Source organism: Pseudomonas mercuritolerans (assembly GCF_025706525.1).
Lineage (GTDB): Bacteria > Pseudomonadota > Gammaproteobacteria > Pseudomonadales > Pseudomonadaceae > Aquipseudomonas > Aquipseudomonas mercuritolerans.
In genome coordinates, this window is record NZ_JAMSHA010000005.1 from 378,741 (window position 1) to 391,138 (window position 12,398).

Annotated in this window: 11 protein-coding genes; 9 read left to right on the plus strand and 2 right to left on the minus strand. The window is 61.2% G+C overall.

Annotation, left to right across the window (positions count from 1 at the left end; translation table 11 throughout):
- Positions 1-93: 93 nt before the first annotated feature.
- Together ND528_RS16615 and ND528_RS16620 are read left to right on the plus strand one after the other, a co-directional pair.
- A complete protein-coding gene (locus tag ND528_RS16615; RefSeq protein ID WP_263470733.1) occupies positions 94-1,299 on the plus strand; it encodes an aminotransferase class V-fold PLP-dependent enzyme in 1,206 nt (401 codons plus the stop codon).
- Entirely contained in the window at positions 1,296-1,700 is a 405-nt protein-coding gene (locus tag ND528_RS16620) for a SufE family protein (protein WP_263470734.1), read from the plus strand. Before ND528_RS16615 ends, ND528_RS16620 begins: the two co-directional genes overlap by 4 nt.
- An 89-nt stretch (positions 1,701-1,789) precedes the next feature.
- Here ND528_RS16620 and tcdA read toward each other — a convergent pair whose 3' ends face one another.
- Positions 1,790-2,608, minus strand: a complete 819-nt coding sequence (gene tcdA / locus ND528_RS16625) for a tRNA cyclic N6-threonylcarbamoyladenosine(37) synthase TcdA (protein WP_130911684.1) — start codon at positions 2,606-2,608, stop codon at positions 1,790-1,792.
- 214 nt (positions 2,609-2,822) lie between these two features.
- Here tcdA and ND528_RS16630 point away from each other — a divergent pair, with 214 nt between their 5' ends.
- The 4 genes from ND528_RS16630 (at position 2,823) to ND528_RS16645 (ending at position 8,070) form a co-directional block, all read left to right on the plus strand.
- Positions 2,823-5,414, plus strand: coding sequence for a glycosyltransferase (locus ND528_RS16630; protein ID WP_263470735.1), 2,592 nt, complete (start codon positions 2,823-2,825; stop codon positions 5,412-5,414).
- A 242-nt stretch (positions 5,415-5,656) separates the two neighbouring features.
- Positions 5,657-6,808 carry a succinyl-diaminopimelate desuccinylase gene (dapE, locus tag ND528_RS16635; protein ID WP_263470736.1) on the plus strand — a complete coding sequence of 384 codons (1,152 nt, stop codon included), beginning with the start codon at positions 5,657-5,659 and terminating at the stop codon, positions 6,806-6,808.
- Positions 6,808-7,617 carry a putative RNA methyltransferase gene (locus ND528_RS16640; RefSeq protein WP_130927477.1) on the plus strand — a complete coding sequence of 270 codons (810 nt, stop codon included), beginning with the start codon at positions 6,808-6,810 and terminating at the stop codon, positions 7,615-7,617. The genes dapE and ND528_RS16640 overlap by 1 nt, the downstream gene beginning before the upstream one ends.
- Positions 7,618-7,692: 75 nt before the next feature.
- Complete coding sequence (locus tag ND528_RS16645) at positions 7,693-8,070, plus strand: hypothetical protein (protein WP_130911682.1); 378 nt, start codon at positions 7,693-7,695, stop codon at positions 8,068-8,070.
- A gap of 138 nt (positions 8,071-8,208) precedes the next feature.
- Here ND528_RS16645 and ND528_RS16650 read toward each other — a convergent pair whose 3' ends face one another.
- Positions 8,209-8,418 carry a cold shock domain-containing protein gene (locus ND528_RS16650; protein WP_130911681.1) on the minus strand — a complete coding sequence of 70 codons (210 nt, stop codon included), beginning with the start codon at positions 8,416-8,418 and terminating at the stop codon, positions 8,209-8,211.
- Between the two features lie 238 nt (positions 8,419-8,656).
- Between ND528_RS16650 and plsB the strand changes: the two genes are divergently transcribed.
- The 3 genes from plsB to ND528_RS16665 all read left to right on the plus strand — a co-directional run bounded on the left by plsB (position 8,657) and on the right by ND528_RS16665 (position 12,393).
- A complete protein-coding gene (gene plsB / locus ND528_RS16655; RefSeq protein ID WP_137215257.1) occupies positions 8,657-11,158 on the plus strand; it encodes a glycerol-3-phosphate 1-O-acyltransferase PlsB in 2,502 nt (833 codons plus the stop codon).
- Positions 11,159-11,277: 119 nt separating this feature from the next.
- Positions 11,278-11,676, plus strand: coding sequence for a YbaY family lipoprotein (locus ND528_RS16660; RefSeq protein WP_263470737.1), 399 nt, complete (start codon positions 11,278-11,280; stop codon positions 11,674-11,676).
- Between the two features lie 27 nt (positions 11,677-11,703).
- Positions 11,704-12,393, plus strand: a complete 690-nt coding sequence (locus ND528_RS16665) for a DUF4197 domain-containing protein (protein WP_263470738.1) — start codon at positions 11,704-11,706, stop codon at positions 12,391-12,393.
- The last annotated feature ends 5 nt before the right edge of the window (positions 12,394-12,398 follow it).

Here is a 12,398-nt window from a genome sequence, read left to right on the forward strand (position 1 = left end):
GAAGCTTCTGGCGTCCTCACGGACGCTTTCGCGAGCAGGCTCGCTCCCACAAGGTTTGGCGTACACCCCGCCCAATTTCACAGGGCTGAACAAATGATGATTCCCTCCCCCTGGCGCGCCGATTTCCCGGCCATCGCCGCCCTGCAACGGCAAGACCAGACCTATCTGGACAGCGCCGCCACTACGCAAAAACCCCAGGCCCTGCTCGACGCACTGACGCATTACTACGCCAACGGCGCGGCCAATGTGCATCGTGCGCAACACTTGCCCGGCGCTCACGCGACGCAAGCGTTCGAAGACAGTCGGCGCAAGGTTGGCCAATGGCTGAATGCCGGTGACAGCGGTCAGATCGTCTTCACGCACGGTGCCACCAGTGCGCTGAATCTCCTCGCCTACGGTCTTGAACATCTTTTCAATCCGGGCGATGAGATCGTCATCAGCGCTCTGGAGCATCACGCCAACCTGCTGCCGTGGCAGCAACTGGCAAAACGGCGCAATCTGAAACTGGTGATCCTGCCGCTGGATGCCGAAGGCCTGATCGATCTCGCCGCTGCCGTGCATCTGATCGGCCCGCGCACACGTTTATTGGCCGTCAGCCAATTATCCAACGTGCTTGGTGCCTGGCAGCCACTGACCGCTTTGCTCGGCATGGCCAAGGCGCAGAACGCGCTGACTGTAATCGATGGCGCCCAAGGCGTGGTGCATGGTCGGCATGACGTGCAGGCGCTGGGTTGCGACTTCTATGTGTTTTCCAGCCACAAACTCTACGGCCCCGATGGCCTCGGCGTGCTGTTCGGGCGCAACGCTGCGCTGGAGCAATTGCAGCATTGGCAGTTCGGCGGCGAGATGGTGCTGGACGCCAACTATCAGGATTCGCGCTTCCGCCCGGCGCCGTTGGGGTTCGAGGCGGGCACACCGCCGATCGCCAGCGTCATCGGCCTCGGAGCAACCCTCGACTACTTGGCCGGTTTGGATCAGGACGCCGTGTCTGCCCACGAAGCGGCACTGCACGACTATCTGCTGCGCGGCCTCGCCGCCCGCAACGGCATTCGCCTGCTCGGCAAGCCGCAACTGGCCTTGGCCAGTTTTGTCGTCGAAGGCGTGCACAACGCCGATCTGGCGCATCTGCTCACCGAACAAGGCATCGCCGTACGCGCCGGGCATCACTGCGCCATGCCGCTGATGAAAAGCTTCGAACTGGCCGGCGCGATCCGCGTGTCGCTGGCGCTGTATAACGACTCGGAAGATCTGGAGCGCTTTTTCGAGGCTTTGGATCAGGCCCTGGAGATGTTGCGATGAGCCTGCCGGTGGAAGCGGCCGAAGCGCTGCAGACGTTTCAGACTGCGGCGGGCTGGGAACAGCGCGCGCGGCTGCTGATGCAGTTTGGTGATCGTCTGCCGCCGCTGGATGAAGCGCAAAAGTGCGACGCCAACCGGGTGCATGGCTGTGAGAGTCAGGTGTGGCTGGTCGGAGATTTGCGCGACGGACACTGGCAGTTCAAGGCAAGCAGCGATGCGCGGATGATTCGCGGATTGGTGGCGTTGCTGCTGTTGCGGGTCAACGGCTTGTCGGCGGCTGATATAAAGCAAATCGATTTGCCGGATTGGTTTAATCAGCTCGGCCTGTCCCGCCAGCTATCGCCATCGCGCAGCAATGGCCTCAATGCCGTGCTCACGCGGATGAATGAGTTGGCGCGCTAATCGCCTTCGCGAGCAGGCTCGCTCCCACAATGGAAATGCATTTCCCTGTGGGAGCGAGCCTGCTCGCGAAGAGGCCCTCATTAACACCTTCAGGCTTGAGGCCTGACCCGGTCCGCCGGGCGCCGAACACCAGCGACAATCTTGTCCACAGCCTTGGTCGCCGCGACCATGCCAAATGTCGCGGTAACCATCATCACCGCGCCAAAGCCGCCGGCGCAGTCGAGCTTCACGCCGTCGCCGACAAAACTCTTCTGCAGGCAAATGCTGCCGTCCGGTTTCGGGTAGCGCAGCTGTTCGGTGGAAAACACGCACGGCACGCTGTAATGGCGGGTCACGGTGCGGGAAAAGCCGTAGTCGCGACGCAAGGTCGAACGGACTTTCGATGCCAGTGGGTCGTTGAAGGTGCGGTTGAGATCGCAGACCTGAATCAGCGTCGGATCGATCTGCCCGCCCGCCCCGCCGGTGGTAATAATCTGGATCTTGCGGCGTTTGCACCAGGCGATCAGCGCCGCTTTGGCATTGACCGCATCGATGCAGTCGATCACACAGTCGATGTTCGGCGTGATGTATTCGGCCATGGTATCGCGGGTGACGAAATCGGCCACGGCGTGCACCGTGCAATCGGGGTTGATCCCGCGCAGACGCTCGGCCATCACCTCGACCTTGGGTTTGCCGACGGTGCTGTCCAGCGCATGCAATTGGCGGTTGGCGTTGCTGACGCAGACGTCGTCGAGGTCGAACAGCGAGATCTCGCCAACCCCGCAACGGGCCATGGCTTCCGCCGCCCAGGAGCCGACGCCACCGACGCCGACGATCGCCACATGGGCGGCGCGCAAGCGTTCCAGGCCCTCGATGCCATACAAACGGGCGATGCCTGCAAACCGCGGATCTTCTGTACTCATGACCATTACCCCAAAAACCGGCGCGCATTATAGGGCTACGCAGCGACAAGTTTTAAGCTGCAAGCGACAAGTGTAAGAACTTAAGTCAGAGACGGCTGCCCAATGTCAGGCATTTTCCCGTCAGTTGTACGACTGGTTAACCGCCGGTGTAGGATGCGCGCCCCTCGGGCGTCTATCCGACCGATCCTTCGTTCCACAGCCTTTGGAACCCGAAACAGCTATGTCATCGCGTAAATTTGGACTCAACCTGGTGGTGGTGCTGGCCATCGCTGCCTTGTTCACCGGTTTCTGGGCGCTGGTCAATCGCCCGGTCACGGCGCCGAACTGGCCGCAGCAAATCTCCGGCTTCTCGTATTCGCCATTCCAGCAAGGGCAATACCCACAGAAGGATCAGTATCCGTCTGACGATGAAATGCGCCGTGACCTGGAAATCATGAGCAAGCTGACCGACAACATTCGTATCTATTCGGTCGACGGTTCGTTGGGAGACATCCCGAAACTGGCTGAAGAATTCGGCCTGCGCGTCACCCTCGGTATCTGGATCAGTCCGGATCAGGAACGCAACGAACGGGAAATCACCAAAGCCATCGAACTGGCCAACACCTCGCGCAGCGTCGTGCGCGTGGTGGTCGGCAACGAGGCGCTGTTTCGCGAAGAAATCACCCCTGAGGCTTTGATCGTTCTGCTGGATCGGGTGCGCGCTGCGGTGAAGGTGCCGGTAACCACCTCCGAACAATGGCACATCTGGGAGAAATACCCGCAACTGGCCAAGCACGTTGACCTGATCGCCGCCCACGTCCTGCCCTACTGGGAATTCATCCCGGTGGACAAGGCCGGCCAGTTCGTCTTCGACCGCGCCCGCGATCTGAAAAAGCTGTTTCCGAAAAAACCGCTGCTGCTCTCCGAGGTCGGCTGGCCGAGCAACGGGCGCATGCGCGGTGGCGCCGATGCCTCGCCGGCGGATCAGGCAATTTATCTGCGCACGCTGGTCAACAAGCTCAATCGCCAAGGCTTCAACTACTTCGTGATCGAAGCGTTCGATCAGCCGTGGAAGGCCAGCGATGAAGGTTCGGTCGGCGCCTACTGGGGCGTGTTCAACGCCGCGCGCCAGCAGAAATTCAATTTCGAAGGCCCGGTGGTGGCGATTCCGCAATGGCGCGTGCTGGCCATCGGCTCGGTGGTACTGGCGCTGCTGTCGCTGACCCTGCTGATGATCGACGGCTCGGCCCTGCGCCAGCGCGGTCGCACGTTCCTGACGTTTATCGCGTTCCTCTGCGGTTCGGTGCTGGTGTACATCGGTTACGACTACAGCCAGCAATACAGCACGTGGTTCAGCCTCACGGTCGGATTCCTCCTGGCGCTCGGTGCGCTCGGGGTGTTCATCGTGCTGCTCACCGAGGCCCATGAACTGGCCGAAGCGGTGTGGATTCACAAGCGCCGTCGGGAATTCCTGCCGGTGCTGGGCGATTCTGGTTACCGGCCGAAAGTGTCGATCCATGTGCCTTGCTACAACGAGCCGCCAGAGATGGTCAAACAGACCCTCGATGCCTTGGCCGCGCTCGATTATCCAGACTTCGAAGTCCTGATCATCGACAACAACACCAAGGACCCGGCGGTGTGGGAACCGGTGCGCGACTACTGCGCAACCCTCGGCCCGCGCTTCAAGTTCTTCCACGTTTCGCCGCTGGCCGGTTTCAAGGGCGGCGCGCTGAATTACCTGATCCCGCACACCGCCAAGGACGCCGAAGTCATTGCCGTGATCGACTCCGATTACTGCGTGCACCCGAACTGGCTCAAGCACATGGTGCCGCACTTCGCCGACCCGAAAATCGCCGTAGTGCAGTCGCCGCAGGATTATCGCGACCAGAACGAAAGCACTTTCAAGAAGCTGTGCTACGCCGAATACAAAGGCTTCTTCCACATCGGCATGGTCACCCGCAACGACCGTGACGCGATCATTCAGCACGGCACCATGACCATGACCCGCCGTTCCGTGCTGGAAGAATTGGGCTGGGCTGACTGGTGCATCTGTGAAGACGCCGAGCTCGGTCTGCGCGTGTTCGAGAAGGGCCTGTCGGCGGCGTATTACCACGACAGCTATGGCAAGGGCCTGATGCCGGATACCTTCATCGACTTCAAGAAACAGCGTTTCCGCTGGGCCTATGGCGCGATCCAGATCATCAAGCGCCACACCCGCAGCCTGCTGCGCGGCAAGGACACCGAACTGACCCGTGGTCAGCGTTATCACTTCCTCGCTGGCTGGCTGCCGTGGGTCGCCGATGGCATGAACATCTTCTTCACCGTCGGCGCCCTGCTATGGTCGGCGGCGATGATCATCGTGCCGCAACGGGTCGATCCGCCGCTGCTGATTTTCGCGATCCCGCCACTGGCGCTTTTCGTGTTCAAGGTCGGCAAGATCATCTTCCTCTACCGCCGCGCCGTCGGCGTGAATCTGAAGGATGCGTTCTGCGCGGCACTGGCGGGGCTGGCGTTGTCGCACACCATCGCCAAAGCGGTACTGTACGGTTTCTTCACCAGCAGCATTCCGTTTTTCCGCACGCCGAAAAACGCTGACAACCACGGTTTCTGGGTGGCGATCAGCGAGGCTCGCGAGGAGCTGTTCATCATGCTGTTGCTGTGGGGCGCGGCGCTGGGGATCTTCCTCGTGCAGGGCATTCCGAGCAATGACATGCGCTTCTGGGTAACCATGTTGCTGGTGCAGTCGCTGCCGTATCTGGCGGCGCTGATCATGGCGTTCCTGTCGTCGCTGCCCAAACCTGTGGCCAAGGCTGAGCCGGCACCGGTCGTCTAAATCCGCAACGCAGCACTAAACGGCGGCCAATGGTCGCCGTTTTGCTTTAAGATAACCGCCATTTTGCGGGGCTTGGCGTGATAACCGGTCTGACTGACCACCCCTGTCCCTTGTGGGAGCGAGCCTGCTCGCGAAGGCGTTGTAACATTCAACCTTTAAGGTGCCTGGTAGACCGCTTTCGCGAGCAGGCTCGCTCCCACATTAGAAGCCCAAGCTCATATTCCATGATCCCGGAGTTTTCCATGACGGCCCACGCCGACCTATCGCCGACCCTTCAACTGGCCATCGACCTGATCCGCCGTCCCTCCGTGACCCCGGTCGATGCCGACTGCCAGAAGCAGATGATGCAGCGCCTGGGCGATGCCGGTTTCACTCTGGAGCCGATGCGCATCGAAGATGTGGATAACTTCTGGGCCACTCATGGCAACAACGACGGCCCGGTGCTGTGCTTCGCCGGCCACACCGACGTGGTGCCGACCGGTCCGGTTACCGCATGGCAGATCGATCCGTTCAATGCCGTGATCGACGAACACGGCATGCTCTGCGGCCGTGGCGCGGCAGACATGAAAGGCAGCCTGGCATCGATGACAGTCGCCGCTGAACGCTTTGTCGCCGATTACCCGAACCATAAAGGCAAGGTCGCTTTCCTCATCACCAGCGATGAAGAAGGCCCGGCGCATCACGGCACCAAGGCTGTGGTCGAACGTCTGGTCGCGCGCAACGAGCGCCTGGACTGGTGCATCGTTGGCGAGCCGTCGAGCACCACGCTGGTCGGCGATGTGGTGAAAAACGGCCGTCGCGGCTCCCTCGGCGCCAAGCTCACGGTCAAAGGTGTGCAAGGTCACGTGGCCTACCCGCATCTGGCGAAGAACCCGATCCACCTCGCCGCTCCGGCGCTGGCAGAGCTGGCCGCCGAGCACTGGGACCACGGCAACGATTTCTTCCCGCCGACCAGTTTCCAGATTTCCAACCTCAATTCCGGCACCGGCGCGACCAACGTGATCCCGGGTGATCTGGTGGCGGTGTTCAACTTCCGTTTCTCCACCGAATCGACCGTCGAAGGCCTGCAGAAACGCGTTGCCGACATCCTCGACAAGCATGGTCTGGACTGGCACATCGACTGGGCGCTGTCCGGCCTGCCATTCCTCACCGAACCGGGCGCGCTGCTCGATGCGGTGTCGTCGAGCATCAAGGACATCACCGGTCGCGAAACCAAAGCCTCGACCAGCGGTGGCACATCCGATGGCCGTTTCATCGCGACCATGGGCACGCAAGTGGTTGAGCTGGGCCCGGTCAACGCGACCATTCACCAGGTCAACGAGCGCGTGCTGGCAGCCGATCTCGACGTGCTGACCGAGATCTACTACCAGACCCTGATCAGGTTGCTCGCCTGATGCTCGCGTGCCCGATCTGCAGTGAGCCGCTCAATGCGGTGGACAACGGCGTGGTCTGCCCCGCCGGGCATCGGTTTGACCGTGCGCGTCAGGGTTATCTGAACCTGTTGCCGGTGCAGCACAAGAACAGCCGCGACCCGGGTGACAATCAAGCGATGGTCGAGGCGCGGCGTGATTTCCTCAACGCCGGGCATTACGCGCCAGTCGCCAGGCGTCTGGCTGAATTGGCGGCGAGTTATGCGCCGGAGCGCTGGGTCGACATCGGTTGTGGCGAGGGTTACTACACCGCGCAAATCGCCGAAGCGTTGCCCAATGCGGATGGCTACGCGCTGGATATCTCCCGTGAAGCGGTCAAACGAGCCTGCAAACGCAATCCGGCGATCACCTGGTTGATTGCCAGCATGGCCCGCGTGCCGTTGGCTTCAGGCAGTTGCCAATTTCTCGCCAGCGTCTTCAGTCCGTTGGACTGGGAAGAAGCCAAGCGTCTGCTCAGCGTCGGCGGCGGCCTGATGAAAGTCGGCCCGACCCGTGGCCATCTGATGGAATTGCGCGAGCGCCTGTACGACGAAGTGCGCGAGTACACCGACGACAAGCACCTGGCGCTGGTGCCGGCAGGCATGGCGCTGGCGCACAGCGAGACGCTGGAATTCAAACTGACCCTGGACAAGCCCGAGGACCGCGCCAACCTGTTGGCGATGACGCCTCACGGCTGGCGTGCCAGTGCCGAGCGTCGTGCGGCGGTAATCGAGCAGGCCGAGCCGTTCGAGACCACCGTGTCGATGCGCTACGATTATTTCGTTCTTCAATAACTTTTGGTCTCGGGCAAAGGCCCGGGGCCGGCTAAATCCGCGAATGGATTTTTCAGACCCGCAGTGAGGACATCCATGCGCCAACCGGACATCGAGATTTACCTGAAAGACGCCGACGTCGACCACAAGGCCATTTCCACCTGGCTCGGCCAAGCGCTGGGCCCGTGCAGCGACTGGGTGCAGAAAGGCCAGACGTACAAGTGCAAGGCCGGCAACGTGCCGGTGACCTGGCTGCCGAAAGCCGTGGGCAAGTGGAACAGCCTGTACCTGGAAAGCGACCAGACTCCCTGGGACGACGACATCGCCTGCGCCCGCGCAGCCTTTGCCGCACTGAACGTCGAAGTGCGTTGTGCACCGGGGACGTGGGTCGAAGAAGAAGGTGAAGAAACCGCCGATCGCTGGATTCGCATCAGCGCAGACGGAGAAGAAGAGATCACCTGGAAAACCGCTTAACCGGGGCAACGTAGAGCCCATGTGGGAGCGAGCCTGCTCGCGAATGCGCAGTGTCAGTCGATATGAATGGTGACTGATACAGCGCATTCGCGAGCAGGCTCGCTCCCACAGTGGTTTTTGGCGCTCTAGAAGTTTGTGTTACAGGCCTACAACGTCTTCCGCCTGCAATCCCTTCTCGCCAGTAATCACGGCGTACTCGACCTGTTGACCTTCAGTCAGCGAGCGGTGCCCTTCGCCGCGTATCGCGCGGTAGTGCACGAACACGTCCACGCCGTCTTGGCGCTGGATAAAGCCGTAGCCTTTGGCGTCGTTGAACCACTTCACGTTGCCGGTTTCGCGTGTTGCCATCTGTTCATACTCCTTTTTTATTATTGAACGGGCTTTTCGCAGGAAAGCCTTCGAGGAACGTCAGCCTGCGTCCGACGTCCATGACAGGGCACCGGCAACAGACCGCCGAGTATATGACAGGTGCGGAAACTCTCAACAGGAGATTACTTCGGCGCTTTTTTGCCGATTTTCGGTGAATCCGGCAAACTGTCGCCCACTTGAGCAACCGCTCGGTTCTATTCACTCACGCAGAAGCCGTATGACCCGTTCCCCGTTCCGCCGTCTTGTGTTTGGCACCCTGCGCCGCCTGTTGTATCTCTGGGTTCGCTCCGAGACCATCAATCAGTCGTCGTTCACTCTTAACCTCGACCGCAGTCGTCCGGTGTTCTACGTCCTGCAAAACCCCTCGCTGACCGATCTGGCGGTGGTCGACACCGAGTGCACCAAGGCCGGCCTGCCGCGCCCGGTGCTGGCGGTGTCGGTGGGTGCGCTGATCGAGCCGGCGGCGTTTTTCTATTTGACGCCGGACCCGGACTGGCTCGGCCGCCAGGACAAACGCGGCGCGCCGCCGACTCTCACCCGTCTGGTCAGCGCGCTGACTCAGAATGCTGCCGAAGACGCGCAGATCATTCCGGTCAGCGTGTTCTGGGGCCAGTCGCCGGACAGCGAAAACAGTCCGTGGAAACTGTTGTTCGCCGACAGCTGGGCAGTCACCGGCCGTCTGCGCCGACTGCTGAGTATCATCGTCCTCGGGCGTAAAACCCGCGTGCAATTTTCCGCGCCGATCCACCTGCGCGAACTGATCGATCACAACAAGGGTCATGAGCGCACCGTGCGCATGGCCCAGCGCATCCTGCGCGTGCACTTCCGCAACTTGAAAGCCGCGGTGATCGGCCCGGACATTTCCCACCGGCGCAATCTGGTCAAAGGCCTGCTCAACCAGCCGCTGGTCAAACAGGCGATCCTCGACGAAGCCGAGCGCGAAAAAATCTCCCCGGAGAAAGCCAAGGCCCAGGCCCTGCGCTATGGCAACGAAATCGCCTCGGACTACACCTACACCGCGATCCGCTTTCTCGAAGTGGTGCTGAGCTGGTTCTGGAACAAGATCTACGACGGCATCAAGGTCAACCACATCGAGGGCGTGCAGAACGTCGCGCAAGGTCACGAAGTGATCTACGTGCCGTGCCACCGCAGCCACATCGACTACCTGCTGCTTTCCTATTTGCTGTTCCGCAACGGCCTGACCCCACCGCACATCGCCGCCGGGATCAACCTGAACATGCCGGTGATCGGCAGCCTGCTGCGTCGCGGCGGTGCGTTCTTCATGCGCCGCACCTTCAAGGGCAATCCGTTGTACACCTCGGTGTTCAACGAATACCTGCACACGCTGTTCACCAAAGGTTTCCCGGTCGAGTATTTCGTCGAGGGCGGTCGCTCGCGCACCGGGCGCATGCTGCAACCGAAAACCGGCATGCTCGCGATCACCCTGCGCAGTTTCCTGCGTTCTTCGCGGATGCCGATCGTGTTCGTGCCGGTGTACATCGGATACGAGCGCGTGCTCGAAGGCCGCACCTACCTCGGCGAACTGCGCGGGGCGAGCAAGAAAAAAGAATCGATCTTCGATATTTTCAAAGTGATCGGCGCGCTCAAGCAGCGTTTCGGTCAGGTCGCGGTCAACTTCGGTGAGCCGATCAAACTGGCGGAATTCCTCGACGCCGAGCAACCGGACTGGCGCCAGCAGGAGCTCGGCCCGCAGTTCAAACCGGCGTGGCTCAACGAAACCACCAACCGCCTCGGCGAGAAAGTCGCCCGCCACCTCAACGAAGCGGCGGCGATCAATCCGGTGAATTTGGTAGCGCTGGCCCTGCTGTCGACCACGCGTCTGGCGCTGGACGATCGGGCCATGGCGCGGGTGCTGGATCTGTATCTGGCGCTGCTGCGCAAAGTGCCGTACTCGCCACACACCACGCTGCCGGAAGGTGATGGCCGCGCGCTGATCGAGCATGTGAAAGACATGGATCTGCTCGCCGAGCAGAACGATGCGCTGGGCAAGATTCTTTATCTGGACGAGCAGAACGCGGTCCTGATGACTTACTACCGCAACAACGTCCTGCACATTTTCGCTCTGCCGTCGTTGCTGGCGAGTTTCTTCCAGAGCACCTCGCGCATGAGCCGCGAGCAGATCCTGCGCTACACCCGCGCGCTGTATCCGTACCTGCAATCGGAGCTGTTCATCCGCTGGAGCCTGGACGAACTTGATGCAGTGATCGACCAGTGGCTGGAAGCGTTCGTCGAGCAGGGCCTGCTGCGTTTCGAGAAAGACCTGTACCTGCGCCCGGCGCCGAGTTCGCGGCATTTCGTGCTGCTGACGCTGCTGTCGAAAAGCATCGCGCAGACCTTGCAGCGTTTCTACATGACCGTGTCCCTGCTGCTCAACAGCGGCCAGAACAGCATCAGCGCCGAAGAGCTGGAAGATCTGTGCACAGTGATGGCCCAGCGCCTATCGATCCTGCATGGCCTGAATGCGCCGGAGTTCTTCGACAAGAGTCTGTTCCGCCACTTCATCCAGACCCTGCTCGACCTCGACGTCCTGCGCCGCGACGAAGCCGGCAAGCTCAGCTATCACGAACTGCTCGGCGAGCTGGCCGAAGGCGCGGCCAAGCGCGTGTTGCCAGCGGAGATTCGCCTATCGATCCGCCAGGTCGCGCTGCATCGCAGTGAAGATGCGGCGGATCAAGTCACGCCACAGCCTGAGGCTTGAAGCCTTACCCCTGTGGGAGCGAGCCTGCTCGCGAAGACGGAGTGTCAGTCGCCATTTATTTTGACTGATCCAGCGCTTTCGCGAGCAGGCTCGCTCCCACATTGAAAGGAGATTCACCCATGAAAAAACTGCTGACCCTCGCCGCCGCCACGCTGCTCAGCGCCTGCCAATCAACCAGCCCCGCCGGCAAGGCCAGCCTCGACGGCGAAGTCTTCTACCTGCAACGCATCGCCCTGCCCCCGAGCGCGACCCTGAGCGTCAGCCTGCAAGACGTGTCGCTGGCCGATGCACCCGCCATCGTCCTCGCCGAACAGAACGGCCCGGTCAAAGGCCAGGTGCCGCTGCCGTTTCATTTGAGCTACGATCCGGCGCAGGTCAAATCCGGCCACCGTTATTCGATCAGCGCGCGCATTGAAGTCAACGGCGAGCTGATGTTCATCACCACCGAAAACCACGCCGTGCAACTCGACGGCAACGACCCGCAGCCGCTGAAAATCCGCGTCGACGCCGTTCGTTAATCCACTTTTAGCCACAAGGAAGCCGCCATGCGCCGCCCTACCCTTCGCTTCGCCGCCGCCTGCGCCGGCCTGCTGATCTCCGCCAACGCCTTGGCCTTGTCGCTCAACGACCTGTCGCAACAAGACGCCACCGGCGGCCTCAAGGACGCCCTGACCCAAGGCGCCCAGATCGCCGTGAAACAACTCGGCACCCCGGGTGGCTTCAGCAACAACCCCGAAGTGAAAATCGAACTGCCGGGCAAACTCGGCAAAGCCGCGAGCAAGATGAAAGCCTTCGGCATGGGCGCCCAGGTCGAAGAACTGGAAACCGCGATGAACAAAGCCGCCGAATCCGCCGTGACCCAGGCCCAGCCAATCCTCGTCGATGCAGTGAAGAAAATGAGCGTGGCCGACGCCAAAGGCATCCTCAGCGGCGGCAACGATTCGGCGACCCAATACCTGAACAAATCCAGCCGCGAACAGATCCGCGCGAAATTCCTGCCCATCGTCAAACAAGCCACCGACAAGGTCGGCGTCGCGCAGAAGTACAACTCGTTCGCGGGACAGGCCGCTGCGTTTGGCGTGGTGGACGCGAAGAGCGCGAACGTTGAAAGCTACGTCACTGAACAGGCGCTAAATGGTTTGTTCGAGATGATCGGCAAGCAGGAAGAAACCATCCGCCAGAACCCGGCCGCTGCGGCGACGAGTCTGGCGAAGAAGGTGTTTGGTACGATTTAAGACGT

What these genes read in the sequence shown, in the direction of transcription:
- ND528_RS16640 (WP_130927477.1), top strand. Translation starts at nt 6,808, where the DNA reads ATGCTCGCGTGCCCGATCTGCAGTGAGCCGCTCAATGCGGTGGACAAC.
- plsB (WP_137215257.1), top strand. Translation starts at nt 8,657, where the DNA reads ATGACCCGTTCCCCGTTCCGCCGTCTTGTGTTTGGCACCCTGCGCCGC.
- ND528_RS16665 (WP_263470738.1), top strand. Translation starts at nt 11,704, where the DNA reads ATGCGCCGCCCTACCCTTCGCTTCGCCGCCGCCTGCGCCGGCCTGCTG.
- tcdA (WP_130911684.1), bottom strand. Translation starts at nt 2,608, where the DNA reads ATGGTCATGAGTACAGAAGATCCGCGGTTTGCAGGCATCGCCCGTTTG.
- ND528_RS16650 (WP_130911681.1), bottom strand. Translation starts at nt 8,418, where the DNA reads ATGGCAACACGCGAAACCGGCAACGTGAAGTGGTTCAACGACGCCAAA.
- ND528_RS16660 (WP_263470737.1), top strand. Translation starts at nt 11,278, where the DNA reads ATGAAAAAACTGCTGACCCTCGCCGCCGCCACGCTGCTCAGCGCCTGC.
- ND528_RS16615 (WP_263470733.1), top strand. Translation starts at nt 94, where the DNA reads ATGATGATTCCCTCCCCCTGGCGCGCCGATTTCCCGGCCATCGCCGCC.
- ND528_RS16630 (WP_263470735.1), top strand. Translation starts at nt 2,823, where the DNA reads ATGTCATCGCGTAAATTTGGACTCAACCTGGTGGTGGTGCTGGCCATC.
- dapE (WP_263470736.1), top strand. Translation starts at nt 5,657, where the DNA reads ATGACGGCCCACGCCGACCTATCGCCGACCCTTCAACTGGCCATCGAC.
- ND528_RS16645 (WP_130911682.1), top strand. Translation starts at nt 7,693, where the DNA reads ATGCGCCAACCGGACATCGAGATTTACCTGAAAGACGCCGACGTCGAC.
- ND528_RS16620 (WP_263470734.1), top strand. Translation starts at nt 1,296, where the DNA reads ATGAGCCTGCCGGTGGAAGCGGCCGAAGCGCTGCAGACGTTTCAGACT.